The organism is Ensifer sp. ENS10 (genome assembly GCF_014852025.1).
GTDB lineage: Bacteria > Pseudomonadota > Alphaproteobacteria > Rhizobiales > Rhizobiaceae > Ensifer.
In genome coordinates this window covers 313,757-331,870 of sequence record NZ_JACVAS010000005.1, presented here as the reverse complement: position 1 = coordinate 331,870, position 18,114 = coordinate 313,757, and the positions used below count along the sequence as shown (strand labels likewise).

Below are 18,114 nucleotides of genomic sequence, written 5' to 3'. Positions count from 1 at the left end.
GTTTTGGTAAAATATGGAGCTAGATCTTCAGAAGCAATTGCCAGAATGACATTTTAGACAATTAAATCAATCACTAATTGATGGTCATCGGGGCTCTATCGAGAGAACTGAACGAAAATGTCTCCCGCCTTAAGCTCTGGCGGCTTGACAAATAATCGATGATTTATCAAAACAGGCACGCCCACAGGGAGGTGTGAGATGGTGATACGGACCCAAGAGGATGTGACGGCGGCTGTTCTGACGGCTATGGAGCAGACCTCGGATCACCGGCTTCGCGAGATTCTGACGGCGCTGGTGAAGCATCTGCACGCCTTTGTTCGTGAAGTCCGCTTGACGGAGCCGGAGTTTCGCGATGCCACGGCGGTCCTCAACGAAATCGGACAATTGCAAACAGACAGCCATAACGAGTTCGTCCTGATGTCGGGCTCGCTAGGCGTTTCGACGCTGGTCTGCTTGCTCAACAACGGCGATCGGGGACAGACGGAAACCTCCCAGTCGCTGCTTGGCCCCTTCTGGCGCCTCAACTCACCGCGGGTCGACAACGGCGGCACCATTATCCGTTCGGATACGCCCGGGTCTCCGCTGTTTGTGCGGGGCCGGGTTGTTGACCGACACGGAAGTCCGATCGCCGGCGCCGAAGTGGACGTCTGGCATGCCTCGCCCGTCGGCCTCTACGAGAACCAGGATCCCGATCAGGCCGAAATGAATCTGCGAGGTAAATTCACGACAGATGCGGAGGGCCGCTTCTGGTTCAGCACGGTGAAGATGATCGGATATCCGATCCCGGTGGACGGTGTCGTCGGTCGGCTTTTGGAGACGCAAGGACGTCACCCTTATCGCCCGGCGCATCTGCACGCGCTTATCTTCAAGGAGGGCTACAAGACCCTCATCTCGCAGGTTTTCGACCCGAGCGATCCGCATATCGATACGGACGTGCAATTCGGGGTGACGTCGGCACTCACGGGCGATTTCGTGGAGCATGACGAACCGCATCCGGATGATGCGAATGTGAACGTTCCCTGGTTTTCTCTGGAATACACATACGTGATGGAACCCGGCGAAGCGGTTCTGCCGCGCGCACCAATCAAATAAACAAACGGGAGAACCACATCCATGTTGACGGATGAAGAACGCCGCAGCGCGGCACAGGCATTGCTGGCGGCCGAGGAAAACTGCGTGCCGATCCCGCAGCTCAGCAAGACCTATCCGCACATCGAGATCGAGGATGCCTATCGCATCCAGGACCTCTGGGCGGAAGGCAGGATTGCCAAAGGTGCGCGCGTCGCGGGCCACAAGATCGGCCTGACATCGCGGGCCATGCAGATGGCATCGAAGATGACCGAGCCGGATTACGGGCGCATCCTCGATGATGCTCTGTTCAACGACGGCGCCCAGATCAGGGCCGACCTCTTCATCAAGCCGCGCCTTGAAGTTGAACTTGCCTTCATCATGGGCGAGGATCTCGAAGGCCCGAACACCCGCATCTACGACGTCATGCGCGCCACCGAATTCATTGTGCCGGCGCTCGAAATCATCGACTACAGGACCGAAGTTCCCCGTGCGATCACCGATACCATTGCCGACAATGCAGCCTTCGGCGCCATTGTCGTCGGCGGTCGTGTAATCCGGCCGATGGATGTCGATATCCGATGGATCGGGGCGACACTTTCGAAGAACGGGATCATCGAGGAATCCGGCGTTTCGGCTGCCGTCATGGGACATCCCGCAGCGGGTGTCGCCTGGCTCGTCAACAAGCTCCATGCGGTTGGCGGCAAACTGGAGAAGGGGCAGATCGTGCTGGCGGGCTCGTTCACGCGGCCCGTCGATATCGCCGCCGGCGATGTCATCCAGGCGGATTACGGTCCGATCGGCGCGCTCAGCGTTTCATTCCTTTAGGTGGTGTCATGAATCTTCCGGAAAACCGCTTCAAGCGTTCACTTGCCGAGAAAAGGCAGCAAATCGGTCTCTGGTGCAGCCTCCCGGGCAGCTATGCCGCCGAAATCGTCGCGCCCTCCGGATTCGACTGGCTGCTGTTCGATACCGAGCACTCACCCGGCGACGTGCTGACGGTCTTGCCGCAATTGCAGGCAGTTGCGGCCTACGACGTTTCGCCTATCGTGCGCCCTGCCAGCAACGATGCGGTGCTGATCAAGCGATACCTCGACATCGGCGCGCAGACGTTGCTCATTCCCTATGTGCAGAATCGGGAGGAAGCCGAAGCTGCGGTCTCCGCCATGCGATACCCACCTGCCGGTATTCGCGGCGTATCGGGGCTGACGCGGGCGACGCGCTTTGGGCGTGTCGCCGGCTACGCCAGGCGAGCAGAAGAAGAACTGTGTCTTCTTGTGCAACTGGAAACCCGTGCGGCACTCGCGGAACTTGAAGCCATTGCCGCAGTCGATGGCGTCGATGGTATCTTCATCGGCCCGGCCGATCTTGCCGCCAGCCTTGGACATCCGGGGGAGCCCGGCCATCCCGAGGTCGTGGCTGCCGTCGAGGATGCGATCAGTCGCCTTGCGGCTCTCGGCAAGCCGGCCGGCATTCTGACGCCGGACACCACGTTCGCTGCACGCTGTATCGAACTTGGCACCAGCTTTACCGCGGTCGGTATCGACGCTGGCCTTCTCGCACGCGGAACGGAGGCGCTGGCAGCGAAATTCAGGCAACAGTGACCGCAAGACTGTGCTGTCCGGCAGGAGATCGAGACATGACCGACGATATCGCAGCTTCGCTCAGCGCACTGATCCCGAAAGGCTATCTGCGGGTGGCGGTAAACCTTGCCAATATCGCTTTGGTGCAACTCGATCCGAAGACGGGAGCCTTTGAAGGTGTCAGCCCACAGCTTGCCAGAGAGTTTGCAGAGCGGCTCGGTTGTCGCGTCGATTTCGTCGCCTACCCATCGGCAGCCAGTATCCTGGACCGGGTCGATCAGGACGAGTGGGACATCGCCTTCCTGGCCGCCGACCCGGCGCGCGAAGACAGGCTGCTGTTCTCGCCTGCCTATGCGCTGATCGAGGGCACGCTTGTGGTTCGAGAGGCAGCACGGTATCGCACGTTTCAAGACGTCGATTCGGAGGGCGTGGAAATTTGCGTCACCCGAAACGCTGCCTATGACCTCTATTTGTCCCGGCGTCTCGCGCATGCCAAAATCGTTCATTCGTCTACGCCGGGGGAAGCCCTTGAAATGCTTGCCGAAGGCAAGCATCACGCCGCGGCGGGTGTGCGGCAAGCGCTTGAGCATTTTGCGAGCGCGCGTGAGGGTTTTCGCGTCCTGGTGGAACCATTCCTCGTTATCAGGCAAACAATCGCCGTCAGTTGTTCCAATCCAGCCGCGGGTCTCTTGGTGCGCGAATTCGTTGAGGAGGTCCTTCAACAAGGCTTCTCGGAAAGCGTCGTTCGCGATGCGCAGCGCAATCGCGTTGCCTTGCGGAATTTAAATGAAAACAAAGGCTTGGTTTCATAAAAAGCGTTACCCAACCAATGCGGCGGGTCTGCGGTACTTATCTCTTCAAGGCGAGGGATTGAAAGTCCGCTCTGGGGCCGTTACCAGCCTGGTGGGTTTCGGCTAGGATTTGCGATCAGCTGCTGTTCGGCTACCGAACCAGTTTTGATGGGCACGCTCCATTGGTCGCTTTTCCAGTCGTACGTGCTTTCGGTGTCCAACGTGAAGGTCCAGGCATCATGCGTCGTGTAGGAAGCGAACGGCTGCAGGAACGTCGAACTGATGTCCGCACGCCCGCCGTCTCCCGCGACTGACCAGATATGATTGGCAAGCGTGCCGTAGGTCCATGGTCCCTCCTGCTTCAAGAAACACCTGTGGGACCGAGCCCCAGCTTCCCCCCGCCAAGCAGAGGCTCCGTCGCAGTTGAAATAAGGATGGCGGGACCAGCGCCCCAGATCAGCCCGCCGGCCGCGGATTCCTTGGGCGAGAAGAAAAAGCTCTGGAGCGTATTTCCAAGTCCAAACTGGCTTCCGCTGCCCCCCGCGATGTCGTCCTGTGATGTTACCGGGACAATAGTCCTCGAGATGACGTTCCAATCGTCGTTCAGCTTAAATGGAATGACCGGCTGAATGTTCAGAACCGCCTTGTGCCCGTCGCTTGGACCATATCCGCTGTCGTAGTTGAACTGGAAGGGTACACTCACCAGCGAGGCAATCGGATTTGACAGTTTCTTCGCTAGATCGGCGTCCTGCGTCATCAGGAAGGCAGCGCCAAGGTCCCCGTGCGAGATTCGGGGCTGGAGACAGCATTTTGCAGCTGGCACGGGATATCTTCGGCGCTGGGCTCTGGATGCGGCGTCGCGTCCTCCCCTTGGGGGATGCTGCCACTGTCTCTCAATCTGGCTTCAAATTCGTAATTTGTTGAAATCGAGCCTAAGTCTCCAACGCCAAAGGTTCAATGCCTCATCGGCAACCAGAAAGCCACATCTTACGCGAGTAAAACGTGTCGTGCTCACTGTAGGTTACAGTTACGTACCTTGCGTCTCTCCTGCCAGCGCTCACGATGGCCGAAAAGCAGCGCCGGTATTTGGCATTGTCCTTCCTTTGAACTCAGGCCTCACACAAACGGATAGATCAAATGGGAAAGGGTGTCGAATTCGTAACGAGCTACTTCAAAACGAGCGGTCAGGCGATCGAGGAACTCGCCGCCCAATGCGAGGCCTTTCGCGAACTCTGTGAGGATTTCGCCATAGCCAATGAGGAGAAGGACCGATGGCGGCGCTCCACATCTTCCGGACGGCAACAGCGGATCGCCGAGTATCAGGAGCTCATAGACAGCATCCTTATCGACATCGAGCGGGAACTGGAAAGGTTCGGCAAGGGCCCTTTCGCAAAACCATACTAATCCGAGGAAACTATCTTTCAGATCACGGATCATGAACGCGCAGAGTGGCCGACTGACACCCCCGGCCATTCCGTGTCAGCCGACAACAGGTGCGCACTGCTAATCAATCTGGGGCTCCCGCAATAGGGCCAACCGGGACAAGAGGGAGTGATACAGATGAACAAATTATCCTGCATATGCCTGGTCGCTCTGGCGGCGGGCCTGCTATCCACCGCGCCAATGTTCGCACAGGACGCCATGTCAGCGCCGGCGCAAAAGACGATCGGGGCGACAAAATCGCAAATGGTACCGTCTCTTGCCGTTCTTAATTCTGCGGGAGCAAAACTCGAAAACGGCAAGCTCACGATGTCCGGCATCACCGCCAGTTCGATCGTCTTCGCCGATCGGCCGGTGCGATCTGCAGGTCACGTCCTCACCTCCGAGTTCATCAAGCAATGGGGTGAGGGAACGGACAGCTTCGCCAAGGACCCTCCTAATGCAACAATATCAGTCCTGAGCGGCAGAGGTGACTCGGTCGCCGATGCAGTGGTCGTCTTGAAGGCGCCCAAGCTCGAGGGTGGTAATCTGACTTTCGAAGTTGCCGTCCTGGAAGGTGATCTGGTTGGGGCGGACGGCCCGGCATCGCTGTTTATCGACTGGTTTGCTGCTCGAGGCCCATACGGCGGGGTAGCGGTTGGTGGTCGTGCCCCGGTCTGGCGCGGGGGATGGTATGCGCACCCGGGAGCCTATTACGGTGCAGGCGTAGTCGCCGGGGCTGCGATCGGCGCGGCAGCTGCCGAGCGTCGCTACTACGCTCCTGGGGCCTGTGGCTACTATCCCTATCCGCCCTGCTACTAGGAGCGCGTTTGGGCATGTGCCAGCGCGCGAGAGCCGTCCCCTTGCAAACCTGGCAGGGCCATTCTTGTGTGAAGCTATATACGTTCACAACGCGCCGGTATTGGAACTTGCGACGAAGAAAGGGTGCGAAGCTCGATCACGCAGCTTCCGACATGTAAGGGCGATCATCATTCAATCGCCACCAGCAAGGCTGTATTTGCACCGTCTCAACAAAAAATAGCCATCCGGCGCCGTTCCGGCCCGTGCGGTCGCGACGGGATAGGCCGGTAACCACGCGTTTCGTTGCCGCTTGGGCCACGAGCGCAACCCAAGAGAGGAGCATGACCATGAAACGCATTGCAGTGTTTTCCGTAATTGCCGCCCTGTCCGCCATTAGCTTTGGCGGAATAGCTTATGCTCAGGCTGAAATGAACTGGCCGGCCAATATCGAAAAATCGGTGAGTGAATTCAAGGGCGATAAAGTCAACGTCGTTCAGATCAGCACGCTGGCGGAACAGAATCAGACCCGCTTGTGGGTGGAAAACGCGACGCCGGAGCAGCGTAAAGCCCTGGTCACGGCGATCGAAGCCAACAAGCCGCTTGCGGAACAGTTGAAGGCGCAAAATGTCGAGATAGAAAATATCGGCGGCGCCGAACAGGCCACTGACGGCGGACTGACGATCTACGTTCGCTGAGCGTCCCTAGCCGCTGAAGCGGGATGCGGGACATACCGCGTCCCGCTTCTCTCACTCCATAAAGCAATCTCCGCGCAATTTCCTCCGGAACATACATCACGAGGCGGCGCTCCAGGTCTATCGGCCTGATGGTTGCACAACATGCAGGGCCGAGCCGCTACATGCTCTGCGGGTTGCCAATGGCAACATGATCTCGTGTCGGTGCAGAGGCGGCCGGATATGAGGCGAATTAAACTCGACAAGCCTTAGAATTTTACGGCGAGCCCGAGGATTGGACCCTGCTGGACCGTATCAAACAGGAAACCATCGTCGTCGTAGTCAACGCCCAGTGCACGATAGCCGGCGATTGCCGATATTCGATCGTTGAACTCATAGCCGATGCCCAGCGCAACAAAGCGACAAGGAGTTTCTCCATTGAGGGTACGTTGGAGGTTCTCACGGCTAGGAAGTCGGGGCGTGAGGGGCATCGCCAATGGCTAGACGAGGTGAAGGCCAAGATCGAGACGCCCGTGGTGGAGCCGCCAGCGACCAAGCCAATCTCCCGCGCCGAGATCTCGTCGGTCCTGTCACCATCCGGCTTGAGGAAGGCGCGTCCGCGCTCGATCACCAGTTCGCGCAATTGCGGGAGGAACCTCCACACCGCCTTGCGTAATTTTCGAGGTCTCAGACTAAGGTCGAACCCCCATGCGTCCAAAGTCTGACCACCGGAACGGAAACTCCGCCACGAGGTTTAGTAAGCGGTTCCCGCATTGAGAGTGGGAACTACAACAACCAGACTTGGAGGAGAACATGAAAAAGCTTGTCAGCTCCGCCCTCGCAGGGCTGTTTCTGGTCAGTGCTTCTAGCGTTGCCCTGGCTCAGACGGTCGTTATCACGCCAGAGCAGGAAACGGTCGTTCGCGAATACGTGAAGAAAAAGCCGCTTGCTTCCATCAAACTTCCTGGAGTGGAGCTCAATGTCGGCTCGACGGTTCCGGAAACCGTGGAACTGCAAACGATTGATGCGCCGGACATCAAGTATCGTTATGTCGTCGTTGACAACCGAACGGTGCTGGTAGACCCAGGAACACGCAAGATCGTCCGGATTATCGACTAACCGTCGCAGGCTCGCTGAGCCCCTGCTGACTGGTCAGGGGCTCAGGTTCAGGGCCACCTCTGCTCTAGGAAACGCCAAGCGCGAAATTCCCCGCGCCGTCTTCTCTTGAGTAAGCTGACGCATAAGGTGTCCACCAAAATAAGTGGACACCAAGTCGTGGAAGAAGATGATCAAAAACTGAGTGTGAGGCGAAGGACCACCGATCAGCCGCCGAACCGCTTCCAGAGACCCGGAGGTCCGTTGTGGGTATGGTTCTTGTCCCCAAAACCCCAGCCGGGACGTGTGCCACTGGACTTGGCAATGGCGCGCGAACTCAGGCTCGTACCAAGGAGGAGGGTAATCGCCGGAGGTGTTACAACGGCAAAACGCCCGGCCTTCTTGAGAAAATCTCTTCGAGCCTGCGCTTCAGTTTCCAGTCCCTCAGGGACCTTTTCTGAGTCGTTTCTCTTCTCCATGGCCCTGGCTCCTTTGCAAACACACAGTATACATCCTGTCCGTGTAGGAACCATCCAGACCTTAGATTTGATTCCTAAATCTTTGAGTGTAGCCCCTTATTCGAAAGGATGAGGCCTGCGCGACCCACCAGTTCAACCGGGTTGCGGCGCGCCAGTTCAACGGCACGTGAGCCGGGCAGCCTATCTCGTTTACACGACGTTATGCGTCGCGATCGATTTCGAAGACTTCGGTCAGCCCTTCCATCTCGCGCACGCCCTTGAACGAGGGATGCCGGAGCTTTCCGTCCTGCGTCCACGCTCAGTTCGCGAAGCTACACCGATACCTTGTTAACCCCACACAGCTTGTGACTGGATTCTGAGATTCCCGAGGCTATCGGGGTCTTTGATGTCCGTCGCAAAGTCCTCGAAAGTGAGCTGCCAGATGCGGGCCAGCTGCGCGTTGCAGGCGATCGCGTCGTTAACGATCCTCTGCATGAAGACGACCTCAGGCTCTTGGCTGGGGCAACCCTTCTGCTCCGAGCCTTCTTCTCAGATCGTCAGCCATAAATCGCCTCCGCATAGAGATCCAAGAGAACTGCCCCGCTGCCGGGGCTCCCAAGTTTCCACGAAATTCGGACGGGCGCGGTAGGCCCCATCCGCGCGGGGACACTTGATGATGGGTGGGGCCTAGAGGCGTTTTCGATCGGGGAAGATCGAAGTAGCGGAGCAGAACCCGCGACCCCCCCTAAAGTTCCGCCATAGGACTTCAGTCTCACACGCCACCGGCAAAGGTCTGAGATCAGTTGTCGCGTTGTCCCGGCGACACATATTTCACTCAGGCCCATGGCGAAGCATCCACCTTTGCGGCCAAGGGCGCATAATGGTTCCAGAGCTGTCCGCATCGACCCTTCCGGGCAGTTCTGGCACCACTCGATTTTAACACCAGGAAGACTCTCGCGATGTACCACAGAGAACGTTACGCGAGCGGAGAGCATCGATCGGATTGCCGATAGGCGTAATGCTGTTTTCGATGCTGGCGATTGCTGCATACCTACTCATTGGCGGCGCATTTTCCGGCGACGGAAGCCGGAATGTGGCCGTCTACATGGCGCAGGTAACTCAGGAATAGCGTCGACGTCCGGGCACTACCGCGCTCGTGAAACGAGGCGGCTCCTCCCCGCCTCGTGATCACGACAGTTTCAAACTGCAGTCGTCCGTAAAACGAAATCGCCCGGCCAGGGACGGGCGATCGTATTGGTTCACGCAGTACGTCTACTCCCGAGGGGGCAAATCATCGGTGTCGTCCATGTCTGGGTCCAGGGGCGGCACATCGACCTCCTCGGTGTCGTCCTCCTCGTCCGGGTCTTCCGCATCCGGAACCGGGTTCCGAGGTTCAAGCAAATCCTCTTTGCCAAGCGGTCCATCTTCTGGAGGTTCATCGGGCCGCTCGCGTCCTTGGCCACTTACCACGGTCATACCCTCAGCTTTTTCGATCACTGCTGCGACCGCCGGAACCACCAGAGCCGCCCGAGCCGCCCGAGCCACTCTTGCCGCCGGAGCCGGAGCTTTTGCTGCTTCCGCTGTCCCGGCTCGTGGATTGCCGTTTATTATCATTCTTGTGGCTTTGCTCACCAGCTTTTCGCTGCTGTTCGCTGCTGCCGCTTTGATTTGCCATTATCGTTCTCCTTGGTTTGTGCCCAGTCGATTTGACCGAGACGAACCCAAGCCCGGCCGATCGATAAGGTTCCGACAGCACCGTAAATATTGAGGTCGTCATTTCTTGAGCCGAGATGCACGGGGTCGATACGGATAAAAGATGCATTAGCAGTTGGTTCCGGGTGACCACGGGGCCGAGGTGAGGATGCATTGCCAAGAGGCTTCTATGAGAGGAAGCGGGAATACTTCGCGACGCCGGGCTATGATCGGGTTGGACCATCGCCTTGCTTTGCTGTCCTTTTCACGAACCGGTCGCGGCGGGCGTTCCCGGGATTGTCGGAACCGAACGCTCCCGCGCCGGCGCTATGCAGGTGGACAGATCAGCCGCAGCCTCGAGCGAGGATCCCGGCCCACACACCGATTTCGCGCAAGTGTGCTCCGTTTACGATCGCCTTTGAGCCTAGGCGCAAACCTGCCGCAAGTCTTATGATTCCCGTCTCGTTGGAACTTCGGGCCGACATCAAGATTTATGGCTTGGAAGGTTGGAGGTTATTCATGACGAACTTCAACAGCATCCCCGTCGCAGAATTTGCCGCCCGGCTTACAGCGATGACAAAGGACGAGGTTTTTTCTGTCATGAGCGATCTGGAAGCTGCAAGCGAATCCGTTGAAGGCACGGAACGCGATGAGGTGCTGTCGCGGATTGGATTAATCGAGGAAGAAATCGGAAAGCGCTTTCCTGGTCAATTGCTGGCGCCGTATCAGGACTGGAAAAAACGCAACCGCTGAAATGAGCCCCTGAATAAAACCATATCAGGAGACACCCAATGGCCGACGTCAGCAACACTAAGATCAGGGCGACGGTCCAAACCCTAGAAGCGGCCGATCTTGCCGTCGAACACCTCGTTCAAAACTGCATCTCGAGGCCTGACATCTTCATCGCGTCGGCAAGTGACCGCAAAACAGCGGGCTCCGTGCTACCGGTGGGGACGCTTCTCCTGGGGGACGCGCTCGTTGCGACATGCCGGTCGCAGGCGAGATCGAGGCCTTGGCGGATATCGCATCCAGTGATGTGGCGACCGTTCGGCGCAGTCTCGGTGACGCCGGCGCACTCCGTATATCGAGCCGCTGAGCATGGCCGACAATCTCTCGAAATATCGTGCCAAGCGCGATTTCCAGAAGACCCGCGAACCGAGCGGTGAAGTACACGTCAAGCCTTCCAGTCGCCGGCGGTTCGTGATCCAGAAGCACGATGCCACCCGTCTTCATTATGACCTGCGGCTGGAACTCGACGGGGTGTTCAAGTCCTGGGCCGTGACCAAGGGACCGTCGCTGGACCCGCACGACAAGCGGCTGGCGGTTGAGGTCGAAGATCACCCGCTCGACTATGGTGACTTCGAAGGCACGATCCCCAAGGGCCAGTACGGCGGCGGCACGGTGATGTTGTGGGACCGTGGCTATTGGGAGCCGGAAGGCAGGAAGTCACCGGAAGATGCCTTGAGGAAGGGAGACTTCAAGTTCACGCTCGAGGGCAAGCGTCTGCACGGCAGCTTCGTTCTGGTCCGGATGCGCAACCGCGACGGCGAAAAAAGGACCAACTGGCTGCTGATTAAGCATCACGACGATCATTCCGTCGAGGAGAACGGCGCCGCGATCCTTGAGGAAAATGCCACCTCGGTGGCCTCCGGCCGCAGCATGGAGCAGATCGCCGAAGGCAAGGGTCGAAAACCGCGCCCGTTCATGATGGCGAATGCACGTGCCGAGGCCGACGCCGTCTGGGACAGCAAGCACGGCCTGGCGGCCGGCCAGCGTAAGCAGCGGTTGCGCAAGGGTGCTGCGACTTCCGTCACCGCCGACCTGCCGGAGTTCATTGACCCGCAGCTTTGCGATAAGCTTCATCGGCCACCGACCGGCGATGACTGGCTGCACGAGATTAAGTTCGATGGCTACCGGATCCAGGTGCGGGTCGCTGATGGCAAGGCGACGCTGAAGACCCGCAAAGGCCTGGACTGGACAGCGAAATACCTCGAGATCGCGGAGGCTGCTTCCGTATTGCCCGATTGCATCATTGATGGCGAGATCTGCGCGCTCGATGAGAACGGCGCCCCCGATTTTGCGGCCCTGCAAGCGGCCCTGGCGGAGGGAACGACCGGCAATTTGGTCTACTTCGCCTTCGACCTTCTGTTCGACGGCGAGAAGGACTTGCGGTCGATGCGATTGGTCGAGCGAAAGGAGCGGCTTCAGAGCCTGCTCCATGAGACGACTGACGATCCCCGCATCCGCTATGTCGAACATTTCGAATCCGGCGGCGACGCGGTGCTGCGGTCCGCCTGCAAGCTGCATCTCGAGGGCGTCATCTCCAAGCAGATGGATGCGCCCTATCAATCGGGCCGCACCGAAACCTGGGCGAAGTCGAAATGCCGCGCCGGCCATGAAGTGGTTATCGGCGGTTACGCCAAAACCAACGGCAAGTTCCGGTCTCTTCTGGTCGGCGTGCATCGTAGTGAACACTTCGTCTATGTCGGTCGTGTCGGAACCGGCTACGGCGCCAGGAAAGTCGAGTTGCTGCTACCGAAACTGAAGGCGATCGAGACGGCGAGATCGCCGTTCACAGGTATCGGCGCTCCGAAGAAGCAGGCCGAAGTTGTCTGGTTGAAGCCCGAGCTGGTCGCCGAGATCGAATTCGAAGGGTGGACGGCAGACGGCCTCGTCCGTCAGGCAGCGTTCAAGGGGCTGCGCGAGGACAAGCCGGCGAAGGAGGTCGAGGCCGAGAAGCCGGCATCGCCCGGCAAAACCGACACGCCGGAGCCTGCGGCGACTGCGAGGGACAGCTCCGTCCGGCGCAAAGGCGCCAAGGCAGAGGTCATGGGCGTCCTCATTTCCAACCCGGACAAGCCATTGTGGCCGGACGCGGGTGATGGCGAGCCCGTCACTAAGGAAGATCTGGCGCGCTATCATGAGGCGGTTGGCGTCTGGCTGATCGAGCACATCAAGGGCCGGCCCTGTTCGATCATTCGGGCGCCCGACGGGATCGGCGCAGAACAGTTCTTCCAGCGGCATGCGATGCCCGGCACCTCCAACCTCCTCGAGCTGGTGCAAGTCTTCGGCGACAAGAAGCCTTACCTGCAGATTGATCGGATCGAGGGGCTGGCGGCGATCGCCCAGATCGGCGGCGTCGAGCTGCATCCGTGGAATTGCGAGCCCGGCAAGCCGGAAGTACCCGGCCGGCTGGTGTTCGACCTCGATCCCGGGCCCGACGTGCCGTTCTCGACCGTGGTCGCGGCCGCCCGTGAAATGCGCGACCGGCTCGACCAACTCGGCCTCGTCAGTTTCTGCAAGACGACCGGCGGTAAGGGACTGCATGTCGTCACGCCTCTTGCCGTCAACAAGCGCAAACCGCTGTCATGGACTGAGGCCAAAGGCTTCGCGCACGACGTGTGTCAGCAGATGGCGCGCGATAATCCCGACCTCTATCTCATCAAAATGACCAAGAGCCTGAGGGGCGGCAGGATCTTCCTCGATTATCTCCGCAACGATCGTATGGCGACGGCCGTGGCGCCACTGTCGCCGCGCGCGCGGCCCGGCGCCACGGTTTCGATGCCGCTGACCTGGACTCAGGTGAAATCCGATCTCAACCCGAAGCGATTTACCGTGCGCACCGTGCCGGCGCTGCTTGCGAAAACCTCGGCCTGGCAGGACTATTGCGACGGCGAGCGTCCGCTTGAGCAGGCGATCACGCGGCTCGGGAAATCAAGGCGGGCAGCGTGATCTATGAACCGTGTGTACGGTCGCCTCTGGACCGTGCCCTACCGTTCGTTCCAGGAGTTGCGGAAGCGCTTGAAGGAAATCGAGGCTGCCGTGGAGCGTAGCGAGCCGGAGGCACGGCGGGTGCGGCGCGAGGCGATCAAGGGCACGGCGGAAGAGGCGGCGTCCGAGCAAGGACGAGGGAGTGCCGGCGGAAACGCTATCCGGTCCCTGCCAATGAGGCCCACTCCAGCGGCGCTATCGGCCCGCTGGTCGGGGCGATTTTCTGCTACGGACGGCGCGTTGGCGGACAGGGCCCTGCTCGATGGCTTATACTTTCGCGCGGCGAATGGCGAGGAATATGGCTGGACGTCCTGGCGAACAGGCACGTTGGAAGAACTGGTGACAACCTGGCCGGCGTGGACGCTACCGGAGCAACGCGAACTGGAGCGCGGCTGGTGGATGCCAACGCTCGATGAGTTGCGCGTGGCGCGACTTGGATCAAGGCGGCGAGCCGAACAGAAGGACAAAGTCTCCGGTGAGAGAACAGCAGATCACCCTTGAGGCATTCCGAAGCTTGGCCCCGATCGAGCCGCGCGATCTCGTCGGCCTATGGAAGGGACGCGGCATTCCGGCCGGACATCCATTCGACGGTGTGCTGGAAAATCTCGGCTGGTTCGGCAAGCGGTTCACGCCGGACATGCGGGCGGACGCCTTGCTGTTCCGCTTGGGGGAGCGGCGTCTGGTCGCCATCGATCCCAAATGGATACCGCTTCCCTTGGCGCTGCGTTTGCACGTGCTCGGCCGGACGCGTGTGGCGAAAAACCTGTTTTCCTATCTTCAGCGCCGGCTTCGGGCGAGGGGGCCGGTCGCTTCGCTGAAGATGAGGGTGTTTGGCGGAATCGAGAGTTCGGCGATGGTCTATGACCACCAGCCGATCGTCGATCATTTCCGTCGTATCGACGAGCACACGATAATGGGGGCGATGACGATCACCGGCGACGAGCGGATCTATTTCTTCGAACTCGACCGCGTCGACGAACCTTGCAGACTGGACGGTGGGATATCATCTGTCGGGCATCACCCGTTTCAATAACTGTTTTGCCGAGCAGCTTGACTGAAGCGCACGGTCGTCCGGCTCCGACAGGGCGCTCCCCGCAAGGGGAGCCGAGCGCCCGGTCAGCCGGGGTGGCTTCTCGTTCATGTTGAAGACAGCGGCATTATCCTGGATCTCGCGCAGGCCCTTGTAGGATGCGTGCCGCAAATTGCCGTCGTGGGTCCACCCGCGAAACTCAATCTCGGCAATCAATGTTGGCTGGGCGAACACCAGGTCCTTACCTTTGAGCGGTACGGTCGGCCGCTTGGTCTTCAGCTTGTCGAGCTTGGCGCGCAGTTCCTCGGCATCCTTGGTGTTGAACCCGGTGCCAACTGAGCCGACATATTCCCAGTCATGCCCCTTGCGACCGGCGAGAAGCAGGCTGCCGATGCCGCCGCGTGCAACGGCGGACTGCTCGTAGCCGACGACCATGAAGCTTTCGCTCTGGACGCATTTGATCTTCAGCCAGTCGCCGGAACGGCCGGAGCGATAGGGCTGATCCCGATGTTTGGCAACGATGCCCTCGAGCCCAAGCGAGCAGGCATTTGCCAGAAGTGCTGCGCCATCGCCATGGATTTCCTCCGACACCTGGATCGCCCCGGTGGCGCCGTCGAGGAAACCATCGAGCAGATGCCGGCGGACGGAAAGCTCGGTTCGTGTGAGATCGTGGCCGTCGAAATACAAAAGATCGAAAGCGAAGAACACCGACTCCGTCGACGAGCGCTTGCCGCCGCGTCCGCCAAGCGAACGCTGCAGCGCCCCGAAATCGGAGCGCCCGTCTTTGTCCAAAACCACAGCCTCGCCATCGAGGATGGCCGTTCCTGCGCCCAGCTTTCGTGCTGCCGCGGCGATCGCCGGAAAACGGTGCGTCCAGTCGTGACCGCCGCGGGTGATGATCCGCACGCCCTTCGGCTTGATGTGGATCGCCAGCCGATAGCCGTCCCATTTTACCTCGAAGGCCCAATCCTGACCTTTGGGCGGCACGGTCTTCAGGAGGGCCAGGCATGGCTCGATGCGCTCGGGCATCGGATCGAACGGAAGATGGGGTTGCGCTGGATCGCGCGGCCGGGCCGGTTTCAACTTCAAAAGCTGTTCGTTCTGAAGCAACGGCTTGGTGCGGCGTCTCATCTGCCGCCCCGCTTTTCGGCCGCGACCGATTTCTTCAGGGCGTCCATGATATTGACGACGTTGCTGGCTGGTGACGACGGCTGCGGTTTGGCCTTGCCTTTGACCGGCTTCTTCAGCGTCTTCTTCTTGGCGGCGATGATATCAAGCAGCCGCTCCTGGACAGGGTCGGCTACCATTTTCGCACTCCAGTCCTTCGTCTGTTTTTTTATCAGTTGCTGGACCAGCGGCATCATCTCGGAATCGGCTTTCCCATCGCCGATCGCCTCGAAATAGCTATCCTCATCGCGAACCTCGTCCCCATAGCGCAGGGTCCAGAGCACGATACCCTTTCCGCGTGGCTCCAGCATGACGGCGCGCTCGCGCCGCGAGATCACCAGCCGGGAAATGCCGACCATGTTCTGGGCGTCCATCGCGTCGCGGATGACCGAAAATGCTTCCTCGCCGACCGGGTCGTCGGGGGAAAGATAATAGGGCGTGTCGAGCCAGATCCACTCGATGCTGTCGCGTGGCGTGAAGGTGGAAATGTCGATCGTCCTGGTACTCTCCAACGCCACGTTCTCAAGTTCCTCGTCTTCAAGAATGACGTATTCGTCCTCGCCGCGCTGATAGCCTTTGACCTCGTCTTCTTCTTTCACCTCTTTGCCGGTGACGGCGTCGACATAATGGCTGACGACTCGGTTCTGGGTCTGGCGATTGAGGGTATGAAAACGGACCTTCTCGCTTTCGGATGTCGCCGGCATCATCTGCACCGGGCAGGTAACGAGCGAAAGTTTGAGATAGCCTTTCCAGTGCGGGCGGATGGCCATAACGACACCCTCCGATCAGCCGGCGCGACGCGGCGGCGCGGCCTGCTTCGACTTCGCGGCAGTTTCTGCTGCCTTCTGGCGACCGGCGCGGCGGTTGGCGTTGGCGGCCGTGCGCTTCGGCTTCGTCTCCTTGGCGCCCAGCCCAGCACTTTCGCGAAGCGCTTGCAATAGATTGCTCGGCTTGGAGGCCACCGGCGCCTTCTTCTTCGGCAACGTGCGGCCCTCGATCTTAGCCTTCACCAGTTCGGCGACCGCGGCCTCGTAGCGATCCTCGAACGTGCTGGCATCGAAGGTGCCCTTCTTGGTTCCGATGATGTGTTCGGCGAGCTCGAGCATTTCGCCCTCGATTTTGAGATTCGGGATCTCCTCGAATGCCTTTTCCGACGAGCGGACCTCGTAGTCGAAGTTCAGCGTCGAGGCGATCAGGCCTTTGCCATGCGCGCGGATGAGGAGGGTGCGCATCCGGCGGAAGAGCACGGTCTGGGCGATTGCGGCGACCCCTTGCTTTTTCATGCCGTCCCGTAACAGCAGGAAGGCATCCGTGCCCATCTTGTCGGGCGCGAGATAGTAGGGCTTGTCGAAATAGGTGGTGTCGATCTGGGAGCAGGGAATAAAGGCCTCGATCCTGAGAGTCTTGTCGCTCTCCGGGATTGCCGCGGCGACCTCGTCGGGCTCGAGCACGACATATTGGCCATTGTCGACTTCATAGCCCTTGACCTGATCTTCTCGCTCCACCGGATCGCCGGTCTCGCTGTCGATGAACTCGCGTTTAACCCGGTTTCCGGTTTTGGGATTGAGCGTGTTGAAGGCGATGCGCTCGGATGAGGAGGCGGCCGTGTAGAGCGCCACCGGACAGGAAACCTCTCCGAATTTGATGTAACCCTTCCAATTCGCTCTTGGGCCCGCCATGACACCGACACTCCACCACAATCAAGCGATTCAAGTGATTCGGAGGCGATTCGTTCCGACTCGAAACGAATCATTTTTCAATGACTTAGCTCTGTTCGGCTGCGCGTTTTGCGAGCCCCGCCTAGGTTCCTGATACAATTCGTCTTTTGGCGGCGACTCGCATTTTCTGGGTTTACCAACCTCAAGGAGAACGGCGGACAGCGTCGAAACACCTCGTTGGTTCTGCGCCGCAGTGTTCCAGAAGTAGGTGGGAGGGCCGCGCGCGATTTTGTTATGTGACTTGCGGCGACGAGATCTCTCAAGGTGCGGCGCCGATTGAGGAACTTCCACGTCCGTCACCAGTTTTGCTCGACGAGACAGGAGGTGGACATGGGAATGAACAAACCGAAAGACGGCGCTCCGGGCACTACCGACCAGTCTCCGCGCTGGGAAGGCCCCGAGGAAAGCAGACCGCGTGGGTATCTTCCGGCAAAGGATAACCCGGATAGTGATCGAGACGCCGCGGGCGAAAATAACCGGGATCCGGAGCGCAGCCGGGCGTCTGATGCCCTTAAGACGAAACAAGATGCAAAAGGCCAGTTCGCCAAATCTCAGGCGGATCGCAAGAGCACCGGCGTATCGAGCGCAAAGCCCACCGTGGTGACTGGGTCCGAGGACATGTCCGACGACCGTAGCGCGCCCGGTCATAAGGAACCCGCAAAAGACTGGGACGTAGGGTTCGATGAAACCGAGCCGGACCGTTCAAAGTAGTCAAGGCGAGGAAGGGCACGAACGTTTTCTTGACTTCATTCCCGCGCGCTCTAACGCCGCCGATCGGTCGGACTCACAGACCGTCAGTCATCGGCCGCCGCCCGCGGGCGATCTCAGCAGACAGAAGTACCCATCGTCT

General features: G+C 59.6%; 16 protein-coding genes and 5 pseudogenes. 15 read left to right on the top strand and 6 right to left on the bottom strand.

From position 1 onward, the window contains the following. Window positions 1-198 precede the first annotated feature (198 nt). The 4 genes from IB265_RS20000 to IB265_RS19985 are packed head-to-tail and all read left to right on the top strand — an operon-like array spanning window position 199 to window position 3,463. Window positions 199-1,092 carry a dioxygenase gene (locus tag IB265_RS20000; RefSeq protein ID WP_112996595.1) on the top strand — a complete coding sequence of 298 codons (894 nt, stop codon included), beginning with the start codon at window positions 199-201 and terminating at the stop codon, window positions 1,090-1,092. 21 nt (window positions 1,093-1,113) lie between these two features. Next, window positions 1,114-1,896, top strand: a complete 783-nt coding sequence (gene hpaH, locus IB265_RS19995) for a 2-oxo-hept-4-ene-1,7-dioate hydratase (protein ID WP_112996594.1) — start codon at window positions 1,114-1,116, stop codon at window positions 1,894-1,896. An 8-nt stretch (window positions 1,897-1,904) separates the two neighbouring features. Beyond that, window positions 1,905-2,672 (top strand): 4-hydroxy-2-oxoheptanedioate aldolase, encoded by a 768-nt coding sequence (hpaI, locus tag IB265_RS19990; RefSeq protein ID WP_112996593.1) that lies wholly within the window; start codon window positions 1,905-1,907, stop codon window positions 2,670-2,672. A gap of 35 nt (window positions 2,673-2,707) precedes the next feature. Continuing rightward, a complete protein-coding gene (locus tag IB265_RS19985; RefSeq protein WP_192495088.1) occupies window positions 2,708-3,463 on the top strand; it encodes a transporter substrate-binding domain-containing protein in 756 nt (251 codons plus the stop codon). Between the two features lie 80 nt (window positions 3,464-3,543). On the opposite strand, the pseudogene IB265_RS19980 reads toward IB265_RS19985, so the two are convergent. Continuing rightward, window positions 3,544-4,232: pseudogene (locus IB265_RS19980) on the bottom strand (transporter). Between the two features lie 347 nt (window positions 4,233-4,579). Here IB265_RS19980 and IB265_RS19975 point away from each other — a divergent pair. The 4 genes from IB265_RS19975 (at window position 4,580) to IB265_RS19960 (ending at window position 7,452) form a co-directional block, all read left to right on the top strand. After that, the gene (locus IB265_RS19975; protein ID WP_057251566.1) at window positions 4,580-4,846 is read left to right on the top strand and encodes a hypothetical protein; all 267 of its coding nucleotides are present in this window, start codon (window positions 4,580-4,582) and stop codon (window positions 4,844-4,846) included. 156 nt (window positions 4,847-5,002) lie between these two features. Beyond that, entirely contained in the window at window positions 5,003-5,683 is a 681-nt protein-coding gene (locus IB265_RS19970) for a hypothetical protein (RefSeq protein WP_192495086.1), read from the top strand. A gap of 326 nt (window positions 5,684-6,009) precedes the next feature. After that, window positions 6,010-6,357, top strand: coding sequence for a hypothetical protein (locus tag IB265_RS19965; protein WP_057251563.1), 348 nt, complete (start codon window positions 6,010-6,012; stop codon window positions 6,355-6,357). Window positions 6,358-7,146: 789 nt separating this feature from the next. Continuing rightward, complete coding sequence (locus tag IB265_RS19960; protein ID WP_057251561.1) at window positions 7,147-7,452, top strand: DUF1236 domain-containing protein; 306 nt, start codon at window positions 7,147-7,149, stop codon at window positions 7,450-7,452. 203 nt (window positions 7,453-7,655) lie between these two features. Here the strand turns inward: IB265_RS19960 and IB265_RS19955 are convergent, their stop codons facing one another. Continuing rightward, on the bottom strand, window positions 7,656-7,907 hold the full coding sequence (locus IB265_RS19955) for a hypothetical protein (RefSeq protein ID WP_192495150.1): 252 nt from the start codon (window positions 7,905-7,907) through the stop codon (window positions 7,656-7,658). A 1,459-nt stretch (window positions 7,908-9,366) separates the two neighbouring features. Further along, a complete protein-coding gene (locus IB265_RS19950; protein WP_113737835.1) occupies window positions 9,367-9,561 on the bottom strand; it encodes a hypothetical protein in 195 nt (64 codons plus the stop codon). 536 nt (window positions 9,562-10,097) lie between these two features. Between IB265_RS19950 and IB265_RS19945 the strand changes: the two genes are divergently transcribed. The 5 genes and pseudogenes from IB265_RS19945 (at window position 10,098) to IB265_RS19930 (ending at window position 14,382) form a co-directional block, all read left to right on the top strand. Continuing rightward, window positions 10,098-10,331: a hypothetical protein gene (locus tag IB265_RS19945; protein WP_192495085.1), complete on the top strand. Its 234-nt coding sequence runs from the start codon at window positions 10,098-10,100 to the stop codon at window positions 10,329-10,331. Window positions 10,332-10,369: 38 nt separating this feature from the next. Next, a pseudogene (locus tag IB265_RS36855) lies at window positions 10,370-10,674 on the top strand (hypothetical protein). A 2-nt stretch (window positions 10,675-10,676) separates the two neighbouring features. Next, window positions 10,677-13,310, top strand: coding sequence for a DNA ligase D (gene ligD, locus IB265_RS19940; protein ID WP_192495084.1), 2,634 nt, complete (start codon window positions 10,677-10,679; stop codon window positions 13,308-13,310). Window positions 13,311-13,331: 21 nt separating this feature from the next. Further along, window positions 13,332-13,850 (top strand): annotated as a pseudogene (locus IB265_RS19935) (hypothetical protein); the annotation flags it as partial. After that, a complete protein-coding gene (locus tag IB265_RS19930; RefSeq protein WP_192495083.1) occupies window positions 13,762-14,382 on the top strand; it encodes a DUF4334 domain-containing protein in 621 nt (206 codons plus the stop codon). The pseudogene IB265_RS19935 and the gene IB265_RS19930, both read left to right, overlap by 89 nt. Here the strand turns inward: IB265_RS19930 and ligD (IB265_RS19925) are convergent. From ligD (IB265_RS19925) to IB265_RS19915, 3 genes are read right to left on the bottom strand one after another with little or no spacing between them, the layout of a single operon-like run. Then, window positions 14,353-15,510, bottom strand: a complete 1,158-nt coding sequence (gene ligD / locus IB265_RS19925) for a non-homologous end-joining DNA ligase (RefSeq protein ID WP_192495082.1) — start codon at window positions 15,508-15,510, stop codon at window positions 14,353-14,355. The two genes, IB265_RS19930 and ligD (IB265_RS19925), sit on opposite strands and share 30 nt — an antisense overlap. After that, a complete protein-coding gene (locus IB265_RS19920) occupies window positions 15,507-16,316 on the bottom strand; it encodes a Ku protein (RefSeq protein ID WP_113133883.1) in 810 nt (269 codons plus the stop codon). The genes ligD (IB265_RS19925) and IB265_RS19920 overlap by 4 nt, the downstream gene beginning before the upstream one ends. Window positions 16,317-16,331: 15 nt before the next feature. Continuing rightward, the gene (locus IB265_RS19915) at window positions 16,332-17,225 is read right to left on the bottom strand and encodes a Ku protein (RefSeq protein WP_192495081.1); all 894 of its coding nucleotides are present in this window, start codon (window positions 17,223-17,225) and stop codon (window positions 16,332-16,334) included. A 369-nt stretch (window positions 17,226-17,594) separates the two neighbouring features. On the opposite strand from IB265_RS19915, the pseudogene IB265_RS37790 reads away from it, so the two are divergent. Next, a pseudogene (locus IB265_RS37790) lies at window positions 17,595-17,792 on the top strand (hypothetical protein); the annotation flags it as partial. Further along, window positions 17,784-17,975, top strand: a pseudogene (locus tag IB265_RS19910) (hypothetical protein); the annotation flags it as partial. The pseudogenes IB265_RS37790 and IB265_RS19910, both read left to right, overlap by 9 nt. Window positions 17,976-18,114: the final 139 nt, after the last annotated feature.